This window comes from Rhodococcus sp. PvR099, assembly GCF_017833315.1.
Classification (GTDB): Bacteria; Actinomycetota; Actinomycetes; order Mycobacteriales; family Mycobacteriaceae; genus Rhodococcus_G; species Rhodococcus_G oryzae.
Genome location: NZ_JAFIBV010000001.1, coordinates 2,809,991 through 2,833,252, shown reverse-complemented (window position 1 = coordinate 2,833,252; position 23,262 = coordinate 2,809,991). Strand labels below are relative to the sequence as shown.

Genomic DNA, 23,262 nt, shown 5'->3' with positions numbered 1-23,262 from the left:
GGCCCGACCCTATCGGCCGAACGCCTCCCGCCAGGACACCGTCTTGCCGACCCGCAGGATCGAGCGCTGGTAGATCTTCGCGGCGACGAGCGAGAGCGCCACGGTGACCACGGTCATCAGCGCGATGGTGCCGATCACCTGCACCGGGCCGGTCACCCCGGCCGCCATCCGCAGCGGCATCAGGATCGCCGAGAACGGCGGGATCCAGCTCAGCACGTTGCTCAGGGTGCCGTCCGGGTTGCCGACCGCGGAGAAGGCGGAGAAGAACATCGCCATGATCAGCAGCATCAGGGGCATCGTGGTGGAGTTCACGTCCTCCTGGCGCGAGACCATCGAGCCGGCCGCGGCGTAGAGCACCGCGAAGAACGTGAAGCCGAGGACAAACCAGCCGAGGGTGCCCGCGAACACGCCGAGCGCGGTGCCGGTGACGGTCAGGACGCCGGTCGCGAGTCCGGCGCCGACTCCCGCGACACCGTACGCCGCCAGCTGCACCAGCCCGACCGCGCCGATGCCGATGACCTTGCCCCACAACAGTTGCAGCGGGCGCAGGGTGGACAGCAGCAGCTCGACCACCCGGCTGGACTTCTCCTCCACGACGCCCATCGCGACATACATGCCGAAGCCGAGGATCTGCATGTACAGCAGGGTCACCGCGGCGATGGACATCGCGATGCGCTGGCCCTCCTCAGGATCGGGCGGATCGATCGTCTCCACCGTGACCACGGCCGCGCCCATGTCCGCGCTCAGCTGCTCGACGTCGACGCCTTGGGCCGTCAGCGCCCGCTGCTGTGCCTGGCCGGTGACCGCGATGTCGACGACGGTGCGCAGCCCGGCGTCGATCTCGGATTCGGTGACCGCGGTGGCGGATCCGTCCGGGTTCGGGATCAGAGCCACGTCCAGGTCGCCGCTGCCGACGCGGTCCCGGGCGGTCTGTTCGTCGGGGATCTCGGACACCTCAACCGACGTGCCCACCTGCTCTCCGGCGGCCACCAGGGCAGGGGACAGCGACTGGTCCCCGACCAGTCCGATGGCGGCGCGGTCGGCGTCGTCGCCGCCCGAGAAGATCGAGTACCCGACGATGCCGCCGACGATGGCGATCAGGATGACCACGTTGCTGATCAGGAAGCTCTTCTTGCGGACCTGGGTGAGGAACTCGCGCCTGGCGACCAGGCGTACTGCGCGGGCGGTGTTCATGCCGCGACCACCTCTCGGAACAGTTCGGTGAGGGACGGGCGGTGCAACGAGAACTCGTGCACCGGTCCGGTCTTCATGGCGGCGGCGAGGATCTCCTGGTCGTCGGCTCCTGGGTCGAGCGTCAGCACGGTGCGACCGTCGGAGTGGCTCACGGTGCTCACCCCCGCCAGATGCCGTGCCCAGTCCGCGGTCGCGCCGGGGGCGTGCACGACGAGCTGGGCGCTCTCGCCGCCACGCAGTTCGTCGACGGTGCCGATCGCGCGCATCTTGCCGTGCTTGATGATGCCGACGCGGTCGCACAGTCGCTGTACCAGGTCGAGCTGGTGGCTGGAGAAGATCACCGGCACCCCGGTCCTCGCCTTCTCGATCAGCACGTCGCTCATCACGTCCACCGCGACCGGGTCGAGACCGGAGAACGGCTCGTCCAGGACCAGCACCGCCGGGTCGTGCACCAGCGCCGCGGCCAACTGGACCCGCTGCTGGTTGCCCAGGCTCAGCGAGTCGACGGTGTCACCGACGCGTTCGGCGATCCCGAGCCGCTCGGTCCAGCGGGTCACCGCCGATCTCGCCTCGGCGCGCGAGAGTCCGTGCAGTTCGGCGAGGTACGAGAGCTGGGCGCCGACCTTCATCTTCGGGTAGAGGCCGCGCTCCTCGGGCATGTACCCGATGGTGCGACGCACGTCCAGGTCGACGGGTCGGCCGCCGAGCCGCACCTCGCCGGAATCGGCGGACAGCACCCCGAGCGCGATCCGCATCGTGGTGGTCTTGCCCGCGCCGTTGCTGCCTACGAAACCGAAGATCTCGCCCTGGCGCACCTCGAAGCTGAGGTCGTCGAGCGCGACCACGTCGCCGTAGCGCTTGGAGATGCGGTCGATGGTGAGGGTGTGGCTGTCGGTCACGCTGCCTCCATGGGGAATTCATCGGACTCGGGATCGGGGTCGGGGCGGCTCCAGGCCAGGATCATCGCGGGCAGGCAACCGCCGATCATCAGCATGGTGAGGGTGAGCAGCCCGCCCGTGTAGGCCATGGTCGTGTGGGTGCCGCCGGTGACGGCACTGCCGTAGGTCAGGTAGATCACGGGGATCATCACCAGCCACTGGGTGATGCTCAGGGAGATCGAACGGGCGCTGTTCTGCTGCTGGACCTCCCACTCGTCCAGGGCTCCGGCGGGCGCGTCGCCCTGACGGCCCGAGACGATGGCCAGCGACGGCCAGACTAGGAAGAACAGCAGGCAGGCGGGCAGCCACAGCAGCGGGGCCTGCTCGAAGAAGTGGCACAGCACCCCGACCACGAGCATGAAGGCGAAGGTCACGGCGAGCGCGACCACGAGGATGCGGCGTCGGCGCTGGGTCCGCCAGCCGGGCAGTAGGTGCCGCCACTTGTCGGAGTTCGCGAGGAACCGGCGCACTCGGTGCGCCTGATAACGCTCGACGAGGTTCATCTCAGGCATCTCGGTTCACTCCTGACTCGCGTGATCGGTAGAGCTCGGTGGACAGCGGCGTGAACTCGTTCCGCGAGAACACCGCCTCGATCGGCAGGCCGAACACCTCGCAGATCCGCATCGCCAGGTCGAGGCTCGGGTAGTGGTCGCCGCGTTCGAGCGCGCCCACGGTCTGCGGGTTCACCTCGATCAGTTCGGCCAGCCGGACCCGACTCAGCGAGCGCTCGGCCCGCAGCACCGCGATGCGGTTGAAGATGTGGCGCGATTCGCCGCGCCGTACCGGGCTCATGCATCAGATTGTTGGGAAAACACAACAGTCTGTCAAGTAGTCCCCATGGCCGTCGAATGAGTCCTACTCGATGTAGTACCGTTCGCCCATGCGTGTCGGCCCAGGTGAGAAGCTCTCTCGCCGTGTGCGCTGTGCGTCCGTCGGCTCGACCACCGCGGCCGTGGCCGTCGCCGCGCACGGCGTGGGCGGCGGCGGACTGCCCGCCGGGTCCACCCTCATGCTTCTCGTCGGATTCTCCGCGGTGCTGGTCGCCGTGATGGCCGCCGTCCCCGTGCTTCGCCGCGGTGGCCCGGCGCTGGTCCCGATCTTGGCGGTCGGGCAGCTCGGCGCCCACACCACGCTGGCGTTCGGCGGCGGCGGTCACCACGCGGACATGGCCTCGGGTCCGATCGGCGGCATGGGCCCGCAGATGCTCGCCGCGCACGCCGTCGCGATCGGCGTCTGTGCCGCACTCATCGCGGCGGCCGAACGGATCGGCCCGCGCACGGAGGCCGCGCTGCGCGCGGTCGTCGCCGCGGTCGTCGTCGCCATCCCCGTCCTCGAACGACCCCGCAGCTGGCGACCCGTCACCGAGGCGCACCCGCTCGTGTCCGCGCTCTGCCGCGTGTCGGTATCGCGTCGCGGCCCACCGCTTTTCGTCTGATCACACCTCACCCCACCGCGTAACCACGGCCGCCTCGGCCCGGGCGCGGTCTCTCGCGGTTCCCATGGGGTCCCGCGCACCCACAGTCTGATCGACGAAAGCGATGTCATGACCATCACCACCGAACCCGGCGTGCCCAAATCCACGCCGCCGGGCACCGAATCCCAGGCGCTGCGCAAGCTCCTGCTGCGGTTGCACTTCTACGCGGGCGTGTTCGTCGGCCCGTTCCTCCTCGTCGCTGCCCTGACGGGATTCATCTACGCGTTCGCGCCGACGCTGGAGAAGCTCGCCTACGGGAACTACCTCGAGGCGCCCGCCACGGATAGTCCGCTGCCCGCCTCCGAGCAGCTCCAGGCCGCTCTCGACGGCCGCGACCCGTCCACGCTGCTGTCGCTGCAGACCGCCGAGGCAGGAGGGTCGACGCGGGTGGTGTTCGCCGACCCGAGCGTCGGCTCGGGGGAGACCACCGTCTTCGTCGACCCGGACAGCGGCAAGGTGCTCGGCGCACTGGCGACGGACTCCGGTGACCTGCCGCTGCGTGCCTGGCTGTCGGCGTTGCACAAGAACCTGCACCTGGGCGAGGTCGGCAACCTCTACAGCGAGTTGGCCGCATCCTGGCTCGGCGTGATCGCGCTTGCCGGTCTGTACCTGTGGTGGACCAAGTACCGCCGCGATCGCGCGAACGGCGACCGGGGCCGGTTGCTGACGGTGGACCGGTCGGTGACCGGGCGGCGGAGCACGCTGAACTGGCACGGTGTCGTCGGTGCCTGCGCGGCCCTCGGCCTGCTCTTCCTCTCGATCACCGGACTGACCTGGTCGGACCATGCCGGCAAGAACGTGAAGACGGTCCGCACCGAGATGAGCTGGACCACCCCGAAGCTGGACACCACGCTCGGGTCCGTCCAGGCTGCGCCCGCGGGCGAGCACGCGGGGCACGGCGCACCGGCCGTCCCGGTCGCCGACGGCGCTCCCACGGACCCGTCGGCCGTGGACGGCGTGCTGGCGGTGGCTCGCGATCAGGGGATGACCGGATCGCTGTCCGCGACGATCCCGGCCAGCGCCTCGAAGGCCTGGACGGTGAAGGAGACCGCGACCGGCGGCGATTCGATCGCGGTCGACGCCGCGACGATGCAGGTCACCGACGAGCAGCGGTTCGCGGACTGGCCGCTGGCGGCCAAGCTGAGCCAGTGGGGGATCGCCGGCCACATGGGCACGCTGTTCGGCTTCGCCAACCAGCTGCTGCTCGGGGCGCTCGCGCTGTCGCTGATCACGCTGATCGTGACCGGCTACCGGATGTGGTGGCAGCGGCGTCCCCGCCGGTCGGAGGGCTTCGCGCTCGGCACCGTGCCGCGCCGCGGCGCCCTGCGGCGGCTGCCCTGGCCCGCCATCGGTGGCATCGCGGTGATCGCGGTTGCCGTCGGCATCTTCGTGCCGCTGCTCGGCCTCTCGCTGCTCGGCTTCCTGATCGTGGACGTGCTGCTGGGGCTGCGTTCGAGGCGGCAACCGGCATGAGGCGGGCGGCGATCGCCCTGCTGCTGGCACTGGGCGCGGTCGTGCTGACCGCACCGGTGGCGTCGGCGCACTCAGAGCTGCTGTCCACGTCTCCCGCGCGGGACGGCGTGCTGGCTGCGGCGCCCACCGAGGTGGTGTTGACCTTCTCCACGGCGGTACAGAAGACGGGCGCCGCGATCGTGGTCACCACCGCGGACGGGACCCGGCTCGACGACGGCCCGGTCACGCGCGACGGCGCCAGGATGATCCAGCGGGTGAAGGCCGGCTCCGGGTCCGTCAACGTCCGCTGGCGGGCGGTGTCCGACGACGGGCACCCGCTCACCGGGACGTTCGGCTACCAGGTGGGCGCGCCCTCCGGGGATGCGGGCGCCGCGACGACGCCGGCGCCGGTCTCCGCTGCGCGGGCGCCCGCCGAGCGGCCGCCTACCACGGAATCATCGCCGCTGTACCGCCGCCTGCTCGGGCCGGTCGCCCTGGTGATCGCCGGGCTCGCGCTCGGGATCGCCGCGTGGCGCTCCGGAAAACACTCCAAGACAAACGAACTCGTATCGAAGGAACATCAATCATGAGCAACAACATCTTCTCTCGCCGGCGGATGCTGGCCGCAGGCGCCGCTCTGTCCATGGGACTCGCAATCGCGGGCTGCTCGTCGGACTCCGACAACTCTGCCGACGAAGCGCGTCCGGCCGCCGAATCGGTGACCCTGACCGAGTCCTGGGTGAAGGCGGCCGACAGCGGGATGACCGCGGCCTTCGGCACCCTCGTCAACGGATCCGGGACCGACGCGACCCTGGTCGCGGTGAGCAGCCCGATCTCGCCTGCCGTCGAGGTGCACGAGATGGCGATGGGCCCCGACGGGACCATGGTGATGCAGAAGAAGGAGGGCGGGGTGACCATCCCCGCCTCGGGCACGCACAAGCTCGAGCCCGGTGCGGATCACATCATGTTCCTCCGCCTGCCCGCCCCCGTGAAGGCGGGCACCGACGTGCCGCTGACCCTCACCTTCGGCGACGGGTCCACCGCCGAGACCACCGTCCAGGTACGGGATTTCACCGGAGCCAACGAGAGCTACGAAGGGAATCATGGCTGAGCTGAGCCGGCGCCGCCTGCTCAGCGCCGGTGCCGTCGTTCTCGGCGGCACCGGCCTGGCCTGGGGCGCACGCGAGGTCACGCTCGACCAGGAGCCGCAGTCGGCGGGGCCTCCGGTGCCCACCGTGTCGGAGGTCGAGCCGTTCTACGGCACGCATCAGGCGGGCATCGCCACGGCGCCGCAGGCGCACTCGACGTTCGTCGCGCTCGATCTCCGACCGGAGGTGGACCGGGCCGCGCTGATCCGGTTGCTGAAGGTGTGGACCGAGGACGCGGCCCGGCTCACCGAGGGCCGGGCGGCGCTGGCGGACACCGAACCGGACCTGGCCACCGAGCCGACCCGGCTCACGGTGACGGTCGGTTTCGGTCCGGGCGTCTTCCGGCTCGGGAACGCCGAGCACCTGCGCCCTGCGTGGCTGCGGCCGCTGCCCCCGTTCGCGGTGGACCGGCTCGAGGACCGGTGGAGCGGTGGGGATCTTCTGCTCCAGGTTGGCGCGGAGGACCCGGTCACCGTGGCGCACGCGCTGCGGGTGCTGCTCAAGGGGTCCGCGGGTGTCGGCTCGGTGCGCTGGACCCAGCGCGGTTTCCGCCGGGCCCGCGGCACGCAGGCCCCCGGCACCACGATGCGGAACCTGTTCGGTCAGGTGGACGGCACGGTGAACCCGTCGCCCGGTACCGCGGATTTCGCGGACCTGGTCTGGGACACCGGATCCGGACAGGCCTGGATGGCAGGCGGAACCTCGGTGGTGATCCGGCGCACCCACCTCGACCTCGACGAGTGGGACAAGGTCGACCGGCCGGGACGCGAGCAATCGGTGGGGCGCAGGCTGTCGGACGGGGCTCCGCTGACCGGCGACTCGGAACACGACGAGCCCGATTTCGCCGCGGTGGGCGCGACCGGGTTTCCGGTGATCCCGGAGTTCTCGCACATCGCCAGGGCCAGGTCGGCGGACCCGCGGCAGCGGATCCACCGGCGCGGGTACAACTACGACGAGGCGCCGGCCGGGGGCGAGATCTCGGACTCGGGTCTGATCTTCGTCTGCTACCAGGCCGACGTCGATGCCCAGTTCGTGCCCATCCAGCAACGACTTTCGGAGCTGGACATGCTGAACCAGTGGACGACGCCGATCGGGTCCGCGGTGTTCGCGATCCCGCCCGGCTGTGCCAAGGGTGGCTACATCGGCCAGCAGCTCTTCGGTAGCTGATCAGGCCTCCGTGAGTTGACCGCCATCCATCCGCCACCGGCGGGTGCTGCGCATCGTGTCCAGCATCCGCCGGTCGTGGGTGACGAGGAGCAGAGTGCCCTCGTACTCGTCCATCGCGCGCTCGAGTTGCTCGATGGCGGGCAGATCCAGGTGGTTGGTCGGCTCGTCGAGGACGAGCAGGTTCACCCCGCGGGCCTGGAGCAGAGCCAGTGCGGCCCTGGTGCGTTCGCCGGGGGAGAGCGAGCTCGCCGACCGCAGCACGTGCGCGCCGCGCAGGCCGAACTTGGCCAGCAGGGTGCGTACCTCGGCGTCGGGCCAGTCGGGGACCTGGGCGCCGAACGCCGCCGCCAGCGCCTCGTCGCCCTCGAACAGTCCGCGGGCCTGGTCGACCTCACCGACCGCGACGCCGGACCCGAGCGCCGTGGTGCCCTCGTCGGGAACGAGCTTGCCGAGGAGCAGCCGAAGCAGTGTCGTCTTGCCAGAACCGTTCGGCCCGGTGATGAGAACCCGGTCGCCCCATTCGATCTGGGCACTGATCGGTCCGAGCCGGAATGTTTCACGCTGAACAACCGCGCCACTGACGGTGGCCACCACGGTGCCGCTTCGCGGGGCGTCCGCGATCTGCATCCGAAGCTCCCACTCCTTGCGGGGCTCCTCGACGACCTCGAGCCGCTCGATGCGGCGCTGCGTCTGCCTGGCCTTCGCGGCCTGCTTCTCGGTGGACTCGGAGCGGGCCTTGCGTCCCATCTTGTCGGAGTCGGCGCCCTTGGCCTTCCGTCGGGCGTTGCGGACACCGTGCTCGAGCCAATTGCGCTGCATCTGAGCGCGATCCTCGAGACCGGACTTGGTGTCGGCGTAGTCCTCGTAGCGTTCCCGCGCGTGCTGGCGGGCGATGGCCCGCTCCGCGAGGTAGGCCTCGTAGCCGCCGTCGTAGACCGCGATCTGCTGCTGGGCGAGATCGAGCTCGACGATTCCGGTCACGGTCCGCGCCAGGAACTCTCGATCGTGGCTGACCACCACGATGCCGGTGCGGGCCTCCTCGACGAACCGTTCGAGCCGCTCGAGGCCGTCGAGATCCAGGTCGTTGGTCGGTTCGTCGAGCAGAAGCACGTCGTATCGGGAGAGCAGTAGCGAGGCCAGGCCGGCACGCGCGGCCTGGCCGCCGGACAGTGCGGTCATCTCCGCGTCGAGCCCGACGTCCAGGCCGAGGTCGCTCAGCACCTTCTCGGCGCGCTCGGACAGGTCGGCCCCGCCGAGGCCGAGCCACCGTTCGAGCGCGTGTGAGTACCGGTCGTCGCCGCCGTCCTCCGCGAGCGCCTCCGCGGCCGCGTTCATCTCCTCCTCCGCCCCGGTGACGCCCGTGCGCCTGCCGAGGAATCCCTCGACACTCTCGCCTGCGAGGCGTTCGGGTTCCTGAGTGAGATAGCCCACGGTGGAGTGCGGCGGGCTGAGCGTCACCGCGCCCTCGATGTCGGCGGTGGTGTGTCCGGACAGGATGGAGAGCAGGGTCGACTTGCCCGCGCCGTTGGCGCCTACCAGCCCGATCACGTCGCCGGGGGCCACGACGAGGTCGAGCCCGGAGAAGAGGGTGCGCTCGCCGCGGGATGCGGACAGCCCGTCGGCGTGCAGTGTTGCGGTCATGGCGACGATTGTCTCAGTCGCGCGGGGAACAAGGCTCCGACGGCCGGAGTTGTGGGTTGCATGACCTCTCTGAGCCCTGTCCCGAATGTGACGTTGAACGACGGCAACACCATCCCGCAGCTCGGCTTCGGCGTGTGGCAGGTGCCCGACGACGAGAGCTATTCGGCCGTCATCAGCGCGTTGAGCATCGGTTACCGGAGCATCGACACCGCGGCCATCTATCGCAACGAGGTGGGCACCGGCCGGGCGATCGCGGACTCCGGGGTGGCTCGGGACGAGTTGTTCATCACCACCAAGCTGTGGAACGGCGCGGGGGAGACCTGGACGGCGGACTCGGTTCGCCGCGAGTTCGACGCCTCCCTCGAGCGGCTCGGCCTCGACTACCTCGACCTGTACCTGATCCACTGGCCTCGCGCGGCGCGCGAGGACTACATCGCGATCTGGCGTGCCTTCGCCGAGCTGAAGGCGGAGGGGCGGGTGCGCTCCATCGGGGTCTCCAACTTCCAGCCCGCTCAGCTGAGCCGCATCATCGACGAAACGTCCGTGATCCCTGCCGTCAACCAGATCGAGCTGCATCCCGACTTCGCGCAGCCGGAGCTGCGCGCGTTCCATGCCGAACACGGCATCGTCACCGAGGCATGGTCGCCCCTCGGCCAGGGCGGTGCGCTGCTCGACGACCCGGTGCTGGCCCGGATCGCCGAGAAGCATCAGCGGTCCACCGCGCAGGTGGTGCTGCGGTGGCACCTGCAGATCGGCAACGTCGTCATCCCGAAGTCCGTGACGCCGTACCGGATTCGGCAGAACATCGACGTCTTCGAATTCGCGCTCGACGCGGATGACCTCGTCGCGATCGCCGGCCTGGACGCCGGCAACCGGCTGGGACCGGACCCGGACGAGTTCGACATGTGAGTCACCCCGAGGCGGCCCGGCGTCAGCGACGGCGTTTGGGCCGCCCTGCGTCTTGCTTGGCATTCTCCTCGGCGTCGATCCGGCGGAAGATGAGATGCTGCTGCCCGTAGGTCCAGAGGTTGTTGCTCACCCAATAGATCAGGATCGCGATGGGTAGGAATGGCCCGCCGACGAGGACACCGAGCGGAAAAACCCAGAGCATCAATCTGTTCATGATCGCGGCCTGCGGGTTCTCCTGTGCCGCCTGGCTCTGTCGCCGAATCGAGGCGCGGGCATTCGCATGGGTGGCGATGCATGCAGCGACCATCAGCGGGATCGCTACTGCCGCGATGCTCGCGATGGATGGGATCCCGCCGAACGGAGCGAACGCCTCGAGAGCTTCTCTCGGCTGGGTGATCCATGCCGAGATCGGGGCCCCGAACACGCGTGCCGAGAGGAACGACTGAACCTCGTCGACGCTGAAGAAATAGTTCGGGGTGCTCGCATTGGCCTCGGGCGACATACCGAGTTGCCCGAATCCGTCGCCGGTCCGATTGAACGACCGGAGGACGTGGAGAAGGCCGATGAAGACCGGTGCCTGCACCAGGATCGGCAGGCAACCCATGAGTGGGTTGAACCCGTGTTCTTTCTGTAGCTTCTGGATTTCGAGGGCTTGCCGCTGGCGATCACCCTGATACTTCTTCTGAAGGGCCTTGATCTGCGGCTGTAATTCCTGCATTTGCCGCGCGGTGCGTATTTGTCTGACCGCGGGCGCGTACAGCAGTGCGCGCAGGGTGAAGACGAGAAACGTGACGGCAAGGACCCAGGTGAGTCCGCTGTCCGGGCCGAAAGCGAACCCGAAGACGGCGTGCCAGATCCACAGGATTCCCGACACCGGGTAGTAGATGAAATCGAGCATGAGTGAACACCTCACTGCGAGGCGCGCTCTACGAGTGCAGGTGGGAATTGCGGCGCTTGGCCGTCGATTGCTCAACGCTGCACTGGAGCGCGCAGGGAAAGGGCAAGAAAGAGCTACGCGAGTGAGAGGTGAGTTCCGGGAGCCCGGGGCTGCGGCTTCCCCGGTGTATCGGGGCTGCTCTGGCGGCGGAATGAGCCACGCCGGCGTTGTTCATCGCGCGCGGGCCCTGTCGAGGGCGCGAAAAGGAGGCAAAGCGGTTCGATCGCGCTGCGACCGGCAATCGCGAGAAGGGCGAGAACCGTCACTGTCGCGCCGATTGCGGTCGCGGGGCCGTTCGGGGCGAAGGCCGGGGCGATCAGCATCGCAATGGTGGAAATGAGGAGCAGGTGCCGGAGATGCAGCGACCGCATCGGCCCGACCTCATTCCACGTCACCCGCCCGACGATACCCGGCGGTCAGAAGGGTGGGGGTTGGTGCCGGACGGTCAGTAGTTCATTGTCAGGTTGTGTCGACCGGATTTCACCCAGCCGGTGACGACGGCCCGCTCCGCCTGCTCGGCTGTTCCCCCGCACCCGACGACGAGTCGGAATCGCTCGGCGTCATAGGCCGTGTACGAATACTCGCGCACCGATCCGCGGGCGCCGACTGGGTTGTCGAGTTCCGCCCACCCGGATTCGCCCTTCTCGGCGACCACCCACACCGCCACCGGTGGCGAACTCCGCGGACCCTGTTTGCAGGTCACCGTCCCGAAGACGGTCCGAGGGGTCAGGGCCTGTGCGGCTGGTGCCGCGAGGGCGGCGGGCACGGCGATGAGTGCGGCGGCAGTGGCGGCAAGCTTGAGGAAACGCATTCGGGTCCTCTCGGTCGCACGGGACTCTCGGCAACACCGAACACTGATCCTAGCCAGCGTCCGCACGAATGCGGGCTCAATCGACTCGAGCCACTAGGGTCGGTGCAACCATGCGCGCAGAAATGCTCGTCCCCGCGGACCCGGCGTCCGCCTCGGGGTCGGCCACCGACGGGCGGCCGGCCAGGGCGCCTCGCTGGTGGCAACTGTGCGGCCGTCGCGTCATGCAGATCGCGCTGGCGCTGATCGCGCTGCAGCTGGTGGTGCGGGGCCTGGTCCTGAGTCGCGGCTACTTCTACTGGGACGACCTGATCCTGACCGGCCGGTCCGGATCGATGTCGCTGCTGTCGTCGCAGTTTCTGTTCTACGACCACGACGGTCACTTCATGCCTGCGGCATTCCTCGTCGCCGGGATCGCGACGAGGCTGGCGCCGTACAACTGGCCGGTGGCGGCGCTGATGCTGCTGGTGCTCCAGGCGCTGGCCTCGTTGGCCGTACTGCGGCTGCTCCGTCTGATCCTCGGTCGCCGCCCGGCCATCCTGATCCCGTTGGTGTTCTACCTCTTCTCGCCGCTGACCCTGCCCGCCTTCGCCTGGTGGGCCGCTGGGCTCAATGCGTTGCCGCTGCAGATCGGCCTCGCCTGGGTGGCGGGGGACGCGATTCGGTTGTGCCGCACCGGCAGTGCGCGCTACGCGATCTCCGGGTTCCTGGTGTTCGCGGTGTCGCTGCAGTTCTTCGAGAAGGCGGTGCTGGTGCCGCTGGTGGCCTTCGCCGCGGTCGCACTGATCTACCGGGTCGACGGTCGGGCGCAACCGATTCGCGCCGCGACCGCCAGGGGGGCGCTCCTCTGGGCGCCCACGCTGCTCCTGGCGGTCGTGTGGTCGCTCATCTACCGACTCACCGTCACCGTGGATTTCGCGGAATACGACGGTGCGTCGGCGGTCGAGATGGTCAAGCACGCGACGTCGAAAGGGCTGCTGCCGACGCTCTTCGGCGGGCCTTGGACCTGGGACCGCTGGCCACCGAGTCCGCCGTGGGCGGAGCCACCCGGGGTGCTCATCGCCGCGAGCGGGGTCCTCGCCGCCGCGGTTGTCGTCGCCACGATTGTCTGGAAGCGGCGGGTCGCGTGGGTGTGGATCGCGGTGGGGGCCTATGTGTTCGCCTCGGTCGCGGCGATGGTCGTCACCAGATCGGGCGCGGAGACGACCTTCGAGCTCGGGCAGACGCTGCGTTACCTGACCGACAGCGCCGTCATCATCGCCATCGCGCTTGCCGTCATCCTGCGTGCCCCCGCCCGAACCGCGGGGGCGGGTTCCGTGCGCGGACCGGCGGTGGCGGTGGCACTGATGTCCGCGTTCGTCGCGGGCAGTCTCGTCTCGACCGCGACCTTTGCCGACAGCTGGCGGGACGACACGACACGTGACTACCTGGCCAACGCGCGGTCGGCGCTCGCGGCGCATCCCGATGTGCCGCTGTTGGAGCAGCCGGCGTCGATCTGGGTGCTGCTGCCGGTCGCTCACCCCCACAACCTGGTCAGTCACGTCCTAGGGCCGCTGCCGGATCGCCCGGAGTTCGCGGCGTCCACCCCGGAGCTGCGCATGCTCGACGATGACGGCCGACTTGTCGACGCGCAGGTGACATGGGTTCGGGCCATCGATCCGGGCCCGGAGCCGGGCTGCGGGCACCGCATCGGAACGGACGTCTCCGAGCTGCCGCTCGACGGACCGCTGGCCGGCTGGGAGTGGACCGTTCGGCTGAACTATCTGGCCTCGGCTGACGGCGAGATCACGGTGTCGCTCCAGCAAGGGGAGCCGGTGACGGTTCCGGTTCGGCGCGGCGCGAACAGTGTTTTCGTGCGCCTGACGGGTGGCGGTGGGTTGCTCGAGGTGCGCGCGGTCGAACCGGACCTCACGCTGTGCGTGGGATCAGGACCCGTCGGCGTGGTGGTGCCGAGTCCGTGACCGGACTGGGTGATCCGCGCATGGGGATTCGACGATTCGCGCATCAGGGTCACAATTGGGTATTCGGTCCGGTCTGAACAGTTGTCCGGATGTCATCATGCCCGCTATGACGTGGGTTATCGCACACGCGGATTCGGTTCCGCCGCTCCAGTGTCCCGACATCTCCCGGCTGCGTTGGGTCGGGTCCTCCACCGCTGGACCGGAGTTCGCGCACCCGCCCGAGATGCGCGTCGCCGAGTGGCTGTTCGGGGACGGTTGTGGTGTGCGGCGCGAGAGCGCATCGGTGTCGGCGCTCGAGGTGACCTTCACCCCGCCGCGATCGGTTCTGCGTGCGGCATTCGGGGGAAGGCTGCGGGACCGCCTGGACGCGGTGCTGTCGGCCCACGAGCATGCGGTCGAGGAGACGTTGGCGACCTGGGAGCGGCATGCGACGGCCGTCAGGTTCGACACCTGTGCGGGCGTCGAGTGGTGTCCCGCGGTGGGTCTGGCCGGGCTGTCGGAAACCGAGATCTGCGCCGAGCGACAGCTGATCTGCACCCGTTTGCACGTGTCCACCGTTGCGCTGACCCTGGACGATGCACAGTGGCGCACGCTCGTGGTCGAGCGGTTCCTGGACTGGCAGTCGCAGGCCTGGTCCCAGTATCAGCGGCTGCTCACCTTGGGCGTGCGGCGGTCGCTCGGTTGGGGATTCGAGTTCGCTCCGCTGACGCAGACGCGCCAGGTGGTCGCCGACGCGGGCTGACCGACTGACCACGGCGTCCGTTGCGTTGCGTTACAGTGCGTTCTGAAACTCATGTCGGGGGGCACGGGCGACACTGGGGGCGAATTGAACGCTGGCACGGCAACTCTGCAGACCGCTGGTCTGACGCAACGGTTCCTCGGCGGTCTCCACATGCGCGGGGCCGATGGGATCGACATGATCTCCGGGATCTGCCGATTCAGGGCCGAACAACCGTCGCAGTTCAGGGCGACGATGGGATCCACGGACTTCGGGACGATCCGCGTGAATCGGATGAAGTCGACCGCCGTCACGGCGGTTCGCACCCGCACCATGCTGGACGATGAGATGGGTGACTACGTCTCCGTGGCGACCATCCGGTCGGGCACCGTTGGCGTGGAACAGGATCGGTCCTCGGGTCGGGGCGCGGCCGGCGACATCACGTTCGTCGATTTCGGGCGCGAGTTCGAACTCGATGTCGCAGCAGGCAGCGAGGTCGTCTTCGTCTACCTCCCCCGCCGGCTGCTCGCGGAGAGGTCGATCGACACCCGAAAGCTCACCGGCGCCGTCATTCCGGGATCGCCCGTCGGGAGCGCGCTGGCGGGAATGCTGGAGCCGCTCACCCGCCACCACCCGAACACCCTCGCGGAACAGTCGCTGATCGAGCACGCGATCGTGGATCTGGCGCTTGCCGTGATCCAGTCGTCGGCCGACGAGGCGCGCACGCCGGAGGAGATGGCCGTCGGCAACCGGGCCCGGGTGTACGACTTCATCGAACGCAACTTCACGGACCCGACCCTCAATGTCGATCGCGTCGCCGCGGGGATCAACGTCAGCCCCCGCTACCTCCACAAACTCATGGAGGGCGACGGCCATTCGGTCTACGGCATGATCCGCAGGCGACGGGTCAGGCATGGCATCGACCTGCTCTCGGATCCGGGCGCCGCGCACTTGTCGGTCGGCCAGATCGCGAGCCGGAGCGGTTTCACCGGGTTGAGCCAGTTCGGTCGCGCCGTCAGGGACCTCGCCGGTGAGTCCCCGCGGCAGATCCGGCAACGGGCAGCGGCCTCGGTCTGACGGGCCGGGTGCGGTCCGCTACCGAGCGGTCGCGCCCAGATGCTCGATCAGCTCCGCCGCGGCCGCTCGTCCACCCCGGTTTGCGCCGATCGTGCTCGCGGACGGGCCGTATCCGAGCAGGTGGATCCGCGGGTCGGACGCAACCTGCGTGGCCAGCCGCCCGGTCATGGCGATCCCGCCGCCTGGCCCGCGCAGCCGGAGCGGGGCCAGATGATCGAGCGAGCTACGGAAGCCGGTGCACCACAGGATCACGTCGGCGCGACGGTGCGTGCCGTCCGCCCAGCGCACCCCGTCCGCGGTGATCTCGCTGAACATCGGCAGTCGCGCGAGGGCGCCGCGGGCCCGGGCTGCCCGGATCGCCTGGGTGACCGGGAGCCCGGTCACCGACACCACCGAACCGGGCGGCAGGCCGCGCCGCACCCGGTCCTCGACCACCGCGACCGCGGCCCTGCCCTCCTCCGCGGTGAACGGTTCGTCCCGGAACTGCGGGACGCTGCGGGTCACCCAGGTGGTGGAGGTGACCAGGGAGATCTCGTCGAGCAGTTGCACGGCGGAGATGCCGCCACCCACGACGACGACGTGACGGCCCTCGAACTCGGCGGCGCTCTGGTAGTCCCTGGTGTGCAGCTGACGCCCCAGGAACAGCTCGGCGCCGGGGTAGCGCGGGATGAACGGGCGCTCCCAGGTGCCGGTGGCGTTGATGATCCCGCGGGCGGTGACCGCTCCGGAGTCGGTCTCCAGGGTGAGCAGGCCGTCGCCCGCCTGATCACACACCACCCGGGTGTGCACCGGCCGGTGCACCGGCAGGTCGAAGCGGCGCTCGTACTCGGCGAAGTAGCGCGGTACCGCCTCGGCGGCGTGCACCTCGGCGGGCGCGGTGTCGTCCAGGACATCGGTGAACGGCATGCCGGGTAGGTCGTGCACGCGATTGACGGTGCTCAATGTCAGTGAGGGCCAACGGAACTGCCAAGCGCCTCCCGCGCCGGGGGAGTGGTCGAGGATCACGAATCCCGCACCGGGCTCGAGCCCGAACCGGCGCAGGTAGTAGCCCGCGGACAGGCCTGCCTGCCCGGCGCCGATGACCACGACGTCCGACCGTGTCTGCATGGTGGCAACCTCCCGGGTGTGAACGGTACGGTCATTCACATGATCGGGACCAGCCGCGACGGTGATGTGGTGACCATCGAGCTCCAGCGAGAGGAGCGGCGGAACGCTCTGAACACCGAGCAATGCGTACTCCTGCGCGATGCCGTCGACGAGGCCGTTGGCCTGGGTGCGCGGGCGATCGTGCTGACCGGGCAGGGCTCCGCGTTCTGCGCGGGCGCCGACCTGTCCGGTGACGTGTACGCCGACGGCTTCACCGACACCCTGCTCGAGATGCTGCACACCATCGACTCGACGCCGATCCCGGTGATCGCGGCGGTGAACGGCCCGGCGGTCGGTGCGGGCACCCAGTTGGCCCTGGCCTCGGACCTGCGCGTCGTCGCCCCCGACGCCCATTTCGCGATCCCCGCCGCCAAGCTCGGCATCTCCGTCGACACCTGGACCGTGAAGCGGTTGGTGTCCCTCGCGGGCGGCGGACCGGCCCGCACCATGCTGCTCGGAGCGGAGTCGTTGACCGCCGACGAGGCGCTGACCGCGGGCCTGGCGAACAAGATCGGCGACCTCGCGGCCGCGCAGGACTGGGCCAAGCGCATCGCGGCGCTGGCCCCGCTGTCGCTGCGGCACCTCAAGATGGTGTTCAACGACGACGGCACCCAGGACGACCCGACCCCCGAACAGCTCAGCGCGCTGCAGGCGGCCTGGCGCAGCGAGGACATGGACGAGGCCCGCCAGGCGCGGTGGGAGAAGCGGCAGCCGGAGTTCAAGGGCCGATGAGACTCGGGATCAAGGGCGCCATCGCGGCCGCGGCCGGGCTTGCAGGGGTCGCGGCGCTGGTGCGGGTCGGCACGGACCTGTCCTCGGCGATGGGCGCCTCGACCACGGCGATCGTGCCGCACGCGAAGGGTTCCGCCCGGTATCGCGGCAAGCGGTTCCACAACACCGAACCCAGCAGCCAGTTCGTGACCACGCGCTCGAGCATCGTGACGTCGCTGCTCACCCGCGGTCGGCTGGGACGCCCGCGGAGCCCGATCCCGCTCGCCACCCCGCTCGCACCCGCGCAGCCCGCGGAACTCGCCGTCACCTGGTACGGACACTCCAGCGCGCTGATCGAGATCGACGGGCACCGGGTGCTCACCGACCCCGTCTGGAGCCATCGGGTCTCGCCCTCCCGGCTGGTGGGGCCCGCCCGGCTGCACCCGACCCCGGTCGGGATCGACGCGCTGCCGCAGATCGATGCCGTCGTCGTCTCGCACGACCACTACGACCACCTCGACAAGGCCACTGTCATGGCACTGGTGCGCACCCAGCGCGCCCCGTTCGTGGTGCCGAAGGGCATCGGCGCGCACCTGCGGCACTGGGGGGTGCCGGACGATCGGATCATCGAGCTCGACTGGGACGAGCAGACGACGGTCGGCGCCCTGACCCTCACCTGCACCGAGGCGCGGCACTTCTCCGGCCGCGGGCTGGTACGCAACCCGACGCTCTGGTCGTCCTGGGTGATCGCCGGACCGCAGCGCACGGTGTTCTTCGGTGGTGACACTGGTTACACCCCGAGGTTCGCGGAGATCGGCAGGCGGCACGGCCCGTTCGACCTGACGCTGCTGCCGGTCGGCGCCTACGACGAGCACTGGCCGGACATCCACATGAACCCGGAGGAGGCGGTCCGGATGCACGCCGATCTCAACCAGGGCGAGTCAGGGTCCGGCGTGCTGGTGCCGGTGCACTGGGCAACCTTCAATCTTGCGTTCCATCCGTGGGCGGAGCCGGTGACACGGCTGTTGGCTGCGGCGGGCGAGGTGGACACGAAGGTGAGCGTGCCGATGCCGGGACAGCGGATCGACGTGCTGCGCCCGGCCTCGCAGCGGCAGTGGTGGCTGCGGCTCGCGTGAGCGCGAGGCGGCGGGTGTCCCCGGGTCTGGCATAGCCTGGCGGCATGGCCCCCGAGGAGAATTCCGGCGACGGTGTGACGGTCGCGACACTGACGGCAAGCGAGGTCGACGTCTCGACCGGATTGACCGCGGCGCAGGTCTCGCGCCGGGTTGCGGACGGGCAGACCAATGACGTGCCCGGTCGCGCGAGCCGGTCGGTCAAGGAGATCGTCCGCGCCAACGTGTTCACCCGGATCAACGCGATCCTCGGCGTGCTGCTGATCATCGTGCTGGCCACGGGTTCGGTGATCGACGGCATGTTCGGCCTGCTGATCATCGCGAACAGCGCGATCGGCATCATCCAGGAGGTCAGGGCCAAGCAGACCCTCGACAAGCTGGCGATCGTCAGCCAGGCCAAGCCCCAGGTCCGACGCGACGGCGTAGCGGTGTCGGTGGCGCCGAACGAGGTGGTTCTCGACGAGATCATCGAACTGGGCGCGGGCGACCAGATCGTGGTCGACGGCGCCGTGGTCGAGGGCGAGGTCCTCGAGGTCGACGAATCGCTGCTGACCGGCGAGGCCGACCCCGTTCACAAGCGGCCGGGCGAGCAGGTGCTCTCGGGTAGTTTCGTGGTGTCCGGCAGCGGTGCCTACCAGGCCACGAAGGTCGGCAAGGATGCCTACGCGGCGAAGTTGGCGGCGGAGGCGAGCAAGTTCACACTGGTGCACTCCGAGCTGCGCAGCGGCGTCGACAAGATCCTCAAGTTCATCACGTACCTGATGATCCCGGCGGGCCTGCTGATCATCTACAACCAGCTGTTCGTCAGTGAGCAGGATCTGCCCGCGGCGCTCAACGGCATGGTCGCGGCACTGGTCCCGATGGTGCCGGAGGGCCTGGTGCTGATGACCTCACTGGCCTTCGCGGTTGGCGTGGTCCGGCTCGGGCGCAGGCAGTGCCTGGTGCAGGAACTGCCCGCGATCGAGGGGCTCGCCCGCGTCGACGTGGTGTGCGCGGACAAGACCGGCACGCTCACCGAGAACGGCATGCGGCTGTCGGAGTTGCGTTCCCTCGACGGGGACGAGGCCTCGGCCCGCGATGCGCTGGCGGCGATGGCGGGCAGCGACCCCCGTCCGAACGCGAGCATGCTGGCGATCGCGGAATCCTGTGACGGCGATCCCGGCTGGACCAGCACGGGCATCGCACCGTTCACCTCCGCCAAGAAATGGAGCGGTATCTCCTACGGCGACAACGGGAACTGGGTGCTCGGCGCACCCGACGTGCTGCTCGACCCGGAGACCGACACCGCCCGTGAGGCCGAGGAGCTCGGTTCGAAGGGCCTGCGAGTGCTCATGCTCGGCAGCAGTGACCTGCCGGTGGACGACTCCGCTGCACCGGGTCGGGTGACACCTGCGGCGCTGGTGGTGCTCGAGCAGCGGGTGCGGCCCGACGCCAGGGAGACCCTCGAGTACTTCGCGGATCAGCGCGTGGCGGTCAAGGTGATCTCCGGGGACAATGCGGTTTCCGTTGGCGCGGTTGCCGATTCGCTCGGGTTGCCCGGCGGTGACCGTCCGATCGACGCGAGGGAGCTGCCGACCGATCGGGAGGCGCTGGCCGACACCCTGGACACGGCCACCACCTTCGGCCGGGTGCGGCCGGACCAGAAGCGCGAGATGGTCGGGGCGCTGCAGTCACGTGGTCACACGGTGGCCATGACCGGCGACGGCGTCAACGACGTGCTTGCGCTCAAGGACGCCGACATCGGGGTGTCGATGGGCTCGGGCAGCCCCGCGACCAGGGCGGTCGCCCAGATCGTGCTGCTGGACAACAAGTTCGCCACCCTGCCGTACGTGGTCGCCGAGGGACGCCGGGTGATCGGCAACATCGAGCGCGTCTCGAACCTGTTCCTCACCAAGACCGTGTACTCGGTGTTGCTGGCGCTGCTCGTCGGGCTGTCGGGGGTGCTCTCGGAGTTCTTCGACTTCGAGCCGATGCCCTACCCGTTCCTGCCGCGGCACGTCACGATCGCGGCCTGGTTCACGATCGGTATCCCGGCGTTCATCCTGTCGCTGGCGCCCAACAACGAGCGGGCGCGCAGCGGATTCGTCCCGCGGGTCATGCGGCTCGCGGTGCCGTCCGGCCTGGTCATCGGCGTGGCCACGTTTGTCTCGTATGCCCTGGTGTACGCGGGGCCGGAGGCCACGGAGACGCAGCGGGTGCAGGCCGGGACCACGGCCCTGATCACCCTGATCATGATCGCGCTCTGGGTGCTGGCCATCGTGGCGCGGCCGTACACGTGGTGGAAGGTGCTGCTGATCGCCGGGTCGGTGGGCGGATATCTCGTCCTGTTCGCGCTGCCCTTCACCCGTGAGTTCTTCAAACTCGATCCATCGGACGTGGCGGCCACCACCACCGCGCTCGTCTGCGGCGCGGTTGGCATCGTCCTGGTGGAGGTGGCGTGGTGGGTCTCCGGTGCGATCCACGGCGAGAAGCGGCGGCTGTTCGCAGCGCCGGATGTCGGCGGCGTGACCGGCTCGAATGGCCCGGATCCTGTGGCGTGACCACGGGATCTCTGTGAGACTGGGGTCGAAGCGGGGGAACGCCCCGGCGACCCAAGGTGCCTGGTCGGCACCGGAAGAGGAGACGCTATGAGCTTCATGGAGACCCTCAAGGGGCTGTTCGGCAAGGGCAAGCAGGCCGCCGCCCAGCACTCCGACAAGATCGAGGACGCCGTCGACAAGGCAGGCGATTTCATCGACGAGAAGACCGGTGGCAAGTACGCCCAGCACGTCGACAAGGCCCAGGATGCGGCCAAGAAGATCATCCCGAACGAATAGCCGATCGCGAACAGGAGCCGCAATGCCCGATCATTCCCCGTACACGGTGGAGCTGCTGTTCGATCGGGATTGCGGCTTCTGTGTACGTAGCGCGAACTTCCTCGACCGCATCGACCGCCGCGGTCGGGTCAGCGCCGTCGCGCTGCAGCAGCGGGGCGCGCCGGAGAGATTCGGAGTGAACACCGAGGCCGCGCTCGAGCAGGCCTGGGCGGTGGATTCGCGCGGTGACCGATACGCGGGTGCGGGCGCGATCAACGCCGCGCTCTCGGGGGTGCTCGGCACCCGAATCCCCTTGTTCGTCTACAGGATCTGGGGCATTCGCCAACTCCAGGACCTCCTGTACCGCTGGGTGGCGGCCAACAGGCATCGGCTGCCGGGTAAGGGCGGAAGCTGCGCGGTGAACTAGGCCGATGACGGTCACTTGGCTGTTCCTCGTCGTGATCGTCGCCATGGCCGTGACGGGCTTCGCCAAGCGGTTCGATCTCCAGGTCCCCCTGGTGCTCGTCGCCATCGGAGGCGCCGCCTCGTTCATCCCCGGACTCCCGCGCCTCGAGCTCTCGCCGGAGCTGATGCTCGGCGTCGTCCTGCCGCCGCTGCTCTACTCGGCGGCACTCGACTTCTCGTTCAGCACCTTTCGGCGCAATCTCGCCCCGATCCTGCGGCTCGGCATCGGCATGGTCGTCGTCACCACCTTCGCTGTCGGATGGTTCGCCAACTGGCTGGTGCCGGAGCTGACCCTGGGGGCCGCGCTCGTTCTCGGTGCCGTGGTGGCACCGCCCGATGCCGTGGCCGCGGTCGCGGTGGGCCGGAAGCTCGGGCTGCCTCGTCGCATGATGGCGATCCTCAAGGGCGAGTCCCTGGTCAATGATGCTGCGGCGCTGACCCTGTTCGCCCTTGCGACCGCGGCGGTCACCGGCAGGAAGATCGCGATCGGCTCGCCGGTGTTGTACTTCCTGTACGAGGTCGTGGGCGGAGTCCTTGTCGGGCTTGTTCTTTCGTTCGCGGTCCGGTTCGTCCGCGCGCGGATCGTGGACCCGCCGATGGAGACCGTGCTGGGGTTGTTGCTGCCGTTCGCCGCGTACTTCGCGGCAGAGGAGATCCACGCCTCCGGGGTGCTGGCCGTCGTCACGGCGGGATTCGTCCTCGGGCGCGATGTAGGGGACGAGTCCGTCTCCACCCGCCTCCAGGAGAGCGCGGTGTGGCCGACGATCGACCTGGTGATGGAGACCTTCGTCTTCGCCTACATGGGATTGCAGTTGCGGTTCGTCATCGAGGACGTCCGGGACGAGGGGCTCCCCGTCCACCACATCTTCGCCTACGGGTTGGCGATCCTCGCCCTGGTGATCCTGATCCGCCCCGTGTGGATCTTCGCCACCCAGGCGAGGAGTGAGGGCTGGCGTCAGAACCTGGTGATCTCCTGGGCGGGGATGCGCGGCGTCGTCACCCTCGCGGCCGCGTCCGGTGTGCCGCTGACGACCCTGGCGGGTGATCCGTTCCCCGGACGAGGCGTCATCGTGGCGGTCGCCTTCACCGTGGCGGTGGGGACACTGCTGATCCAGGGCCTGACGCTGCCACTGCTGATCCGGCGGCTCGACGTGGCCGATCCGGGTGAGGACCGGCGCCAGGGCGAGCAGATGATGCTCGCGCGGAGGATCTCTCACGATGCGGCCGCACAGTTCCTCGAGGAGGCGCTGCGGGATCCGCCTGCCGGGATGCCGACCGCGGAGCTGTCGGCGCTGGTGCAGCGGGTGCAGCGGGTGTCCGAGGCAAGGGCGAACGTGGATCGGGCCGAGGAGGTCAGCGAACACGAGGCCAAGACACTACGGGCGAGTGCAGTGTTCAACCGGCTGCGCCGCGGGGTTCTCCAGGACCAGCGGGCGGCGTTGATCGCGGCCAGGAATGCGGGCGAACTCGACGACGAGGTGCTGAGGTACGTGCTCGACGGGCTCGACATCGAAGAGGTCGCGGCGGAGTCGAGGGTGCGGCGGTCGCGGTGGTGAGCACACGGGCGCAGCTCGGGCACAATCGGATC

Annotated in this window: 23 protein-coding genes and 1 pseudogene; 15 read left to right on the top strand and 9 right to left on the bottom strand. The window is 69.3% G+C overall.

What is annotated here, in order from left to right:
• Positions 1-9: 9 nt before the first annotated feature.
• Genes JOE46_RS12915 through JOE46_RS12900 form a run of 4 tightly spaced genes read right to left on the bottom strand, consistent with a single transcriptional unit; the run spans position 10 to position 2,924 of the window.
• Positions 10-1,194: an ABC transporter permease gene (locus tag JOE46_RS12915; RefSeq protein ID WP_097213902.1), complete on the bottom strand. Its 1,185-nt coding sequence runs from the start codon at positions 1,192-1,194 to the stop codon at positions 10-12.
• The gene (locus JOE46_RS12910) at positions 1,191-2,093 is read right to left on the bottom strand and encodes an ABC transporter ATP-binding protein (protein ID WP_097213903.1); all 903 of its coding nucleotides are present in this window, start codon (positions 2,091-2,093) and stop codon (positions 1,191-1,193) included. Before JOE46_RS12910 ends, JOE46_RS12915 begins: the two co-directional genes overlap by 4 nt.
• Positions 2,090-2,644 carry a hypothetical protein gene (locus JOE46_RS12905; protein WP_097213904.1) on the bottom strand — a complete coding sequence of 185 codons (555 nt, stop codon included), beginning with the start codon at positions 2,642-2,644 and terminating at the stop codon, positions 2,090-2,092. Before JOE46_RS12905 ends, JOE46_RS12910 begins: the two co-directional genes overlap by 4 nt.
• Positions 2,637-2,924: a helix-turn-helix transcriptional regulator gene (locus JOE46_RS12900; protein WP_097213905.1), complete on the bottom strand. Its 288-nt coding sequence runs from the start codon at positions 2,922-2,924 to the stop codon at positions 2,637-2,639. Before JOE46_RS12900 ends, JOE46_RS12905 begins: the two co-directional genes overlap by 8 nt.
• A gap of 88 nt (positions 2,925-3,012) precedes the next feature.
• Between JOE46_RS12900 and JOE46_RS12895 the strand changes: the two genes are divergently transcribed.
• The 5 genes from JOE46_RS12895 (at position 3,013) to JOE46_RS12875 (ending at position 7,373) form a co-directional block, all read left to right on the top strand.
• Positions 3,013-3,567: a hypothetical protein gene (locus tag JOE46_RS12895; RefSeq protein WP_209927483.1), complete on the top strand. Its 555-nt coding sequence runs from the start codon at positions 3,013-3,015 to the stop codon at positions 3,565-3,567.
• 108 nt (positions 3,568-3,675) lie between these two features.
• A complete protein-coding gene (locus JOE46_RS12890) occupies positions 3,676-5,079 on the top strand; it encodes a PepSY domain-containing protein (RefSeq protein WP_209927481.1) in 1,404 nt (467 codons plus the stop codon).
• Entirely contained in the window at positions 5,076-5,648 is a 573-nt protein-coding gene (locus JOE46_RS12885; protein ID WP_209927478.1) for a copper resistance CopC family protein, read from the top strand. Before JOE46_RS12890 ends, JOE46_RS12885 begins: the two co-directional genes overlap by 4 nt.
• Positions 5,645-6,169: a copper chaperone PCu(A)C gene (locus tag JOE46_RS12880; RefSeq protein ID WP_097213909.1), complete on the top strand. Its 525-nt coding sequence runs from the start codon at positions 5,645-5,647 to the stop codon at positions 6,167-6,169. Before JOE46_RS12885 ends, JOE46_RS12880 begins: the two co-directional genes overlap by 4 nt.
• Positions 6,162-7,373 (top strand): Dyp-type peroxidase, encoded by a 1,212-nt coding sequence (locus JOE46_RS12875; RefSeq protein ID WP_097213910.1) that lies wholly within the window; start codon positions 6,162-6,164, stop codon positions 7,371-7,373. Before JOE46_RS12880 ends, JOE46_RS12875 begins: the two co-directional genes overlap by 8 nt.
• On the opposite strand, the gene JOE46_RS12870 is transcribed toward JOE46_RS12875, so the two are convergent.
• Positions 7,374-9,014 (bottom strand): ABC-F family ATP-binding cassette domain-containing protein, encoded by a 1,641-nt coding sequence (locus JOE46_RS12870; protein ID WP_097213911.1) that lies wholly within the window; start codon positions 9,012-9,014, stop codon positions 7,374-7,376.
• A gap of 60 nt (positions 9,015-9,074) precedes the next feature.
• Here JOE46_RS12870 and JOE46_RS12865 point away from each other — a divergent pair, with 60 nt between their 5' ends.
• Complete coding sequence (locus JOE46_RS12865; protein ID WP_179800696.1) at positions 9,075-9,923, top strand: aldo/keto reductase; 849 nt, start codon at positions 9,075-9,077, stop codon at positions 9,921-9,923.
• A gap of 31 nt (positions 9,924-9,954) precedes the next feature.
• Here JOE46_RS12865 and yidC read toward each other — a convergent pair.
• The 3 genes and pseudogenes from yidC to JOE46_RS12855 form a co-directional block, all read right to left on the bottom strand.
• Positions 9,955-10,821, bottom strand: a pseudogene (gene yidC / locus JOE46_RS12860) (membrane protein insertase YidC); the annotation flags it as partial.
• A gap of 113 nt (positions 10,822-10,934) precedes the next feature.
• Entirely contained in the window at positions 10,935-11,183 is a 249-nt protein-coding gene (locus JOE46_RS26460; protein WP_245221715.1) for a DUF6412 domain-containing protein, read from the bottom strand.
• Between the two features lie 122 nt (positions 11,184-11,305).
• Positions 11,306-11,671 carry a hypothetical protein gene (locus tag JOE46_RS12855; RefSeq protein WP_097213914.1) on the bottom strand — a complete coding sequence of 122 codons (366 nt, stop codon included), beginning with the start codon at positions 11,669-11,671 and terminating at the stop codon, positions 11,306-11,308.
• 221 nt (positions 11,672-11,892) lie between these two features.
• Between JOE46_RS12855 and JOE46_RS12850 the strand changes: the two genes are divergently transcribed.
• The 3 genes from JOE46_RS12850 (at position 11,893) to JOE46_RS12840 (ending at position 15,424) form a co-directional block, all read left to right on the top strand.
• On the top strand, positions 11,893-13,629 hold the full coding sequence (locus JOE46_RS12850) for a hypothetical protein (protein WP_097213993.1): 1,737 nt from the start codon (positions 11,893-11,895) through the stop codon (positions 13,627-13,629).
• A gap of 106 nt (positions 13,630-13,735) precedes the next feature.
• Complete coding sequence (locus JOE46_RS12845; protein WP_179800697.1) at positions 13,736-14,371, top strand: relaxase domain-containing protein; 636 nt, start codon at positions 13,736-13,738, stop codon at positions 14,369-14,371.
• A gap of 150 nt (positions 14,372-14,521) precedes the next feature.
• Positions 14,522-15,424 (top strand): helix-turn-helix domain-containing protein, encoded by a 903-nt coding sequence (locus tag JOE46_RS12840; RefSeq protein ID WP_209927474.1) that lies wholly within the window; start codon positions 14,522-14,524, stop codon positions 15,422-15,424.
• A gap of 18 nt (positions 15,425-15,442) precedes the next feature.
• Here JOE46_RS12840 and JOE46_RS12835 read toward each other — a convergent pair whose 3' ends face one another.
• The gene (locus JOE46_RS12835) at positions 15,443-16,531 is read right to left on the bottom strand and encodes an NAD(P)-binding domain-containing protein (protein WP_097213994.1); all 1,089 of its coding nucleotides are present in this window, start codon (positions 16,529-16,531) and stop codon (positions 15,443-15,445) included.
• 39 nt (positions 16,532-16,570) lie between these two features.
• Here JOE46_RS12835 and JOE46_RS12830 point away from each other — a divergent pair, with 39 nt between their 5' ends.
• From JOE46_RS12830 to JOE46_RS12805, 6 genes are all read left to right on the top strand, one after another.
• Entirely contained in the window at positions 16,571-17,302 is a 732-nt protein-coding gene (locus tag JOE46_RS12830; RefSeq protein ID WP_097213917.1) for an enoyl-CoA hydratase, read from the top strand.
• Entirely contained in the window at positions 17,299-18,417 is a 1,119-nt protein-coding gene (locus tag JOE46_RS12825; protein WP_097213918.1) for an MBL fold metallo-hydrolase, read from the top strand. Before JOE46_RS12830 ends, JOE46_RS12825 begins: the two co-directional genes overlap by 4 nt.
• A 44-nt stretch (positions 18,418-18,461) precedes the next feature.
• Complete coding sequence (locus tag JOE46_RS12820) at positions 18,462-20,954, top strand: HAD-IC family P-type ATPase (protein WP_209927472.1); 2,493 nt, start codon at positions 18,462-18,464, stop codon at positions 20,952-20,954.
• Positions 20,955-21,041: 87 nt separating this feature from the next.
• Positions 21,042-21,230: an antitoxin gene (locus JOE46_RS12815; RefSeq protein ID WP_209927469.1), complete on the top strand. Its 189-nt coding sequence runs from the start codon at positions 21,042-21,044 to the stop codon at positions 21,228-21,230.
• Between the two features lie 22 nt (positions 21,231-21,252).
• Entirely contained in the window at positions 21,253-21,636 is a 384-nt protein-coding gene (locus tag JOE46_RS12810; RefSeq protein WP_209927467.1) for a thiol-disulfide oxidoreductase DCC family protein, read from the top strand.
• Between the two features lie 4 nt (positions 21,637-21,640).
• Positions 21,641-23,230 (top strand): Na+/H+ antiporter, encoded by a 1,590-nt coding sequence (locus JOE46_RS12805; protein ID WP_209927465.1) that lies wholly within the window; start codon positions 21,641-21,643, stop codon positions 23,228-23,230.
• The last annotated feature ends 32 nt before the right edge of the window (positions 23,231-23,262 follow it).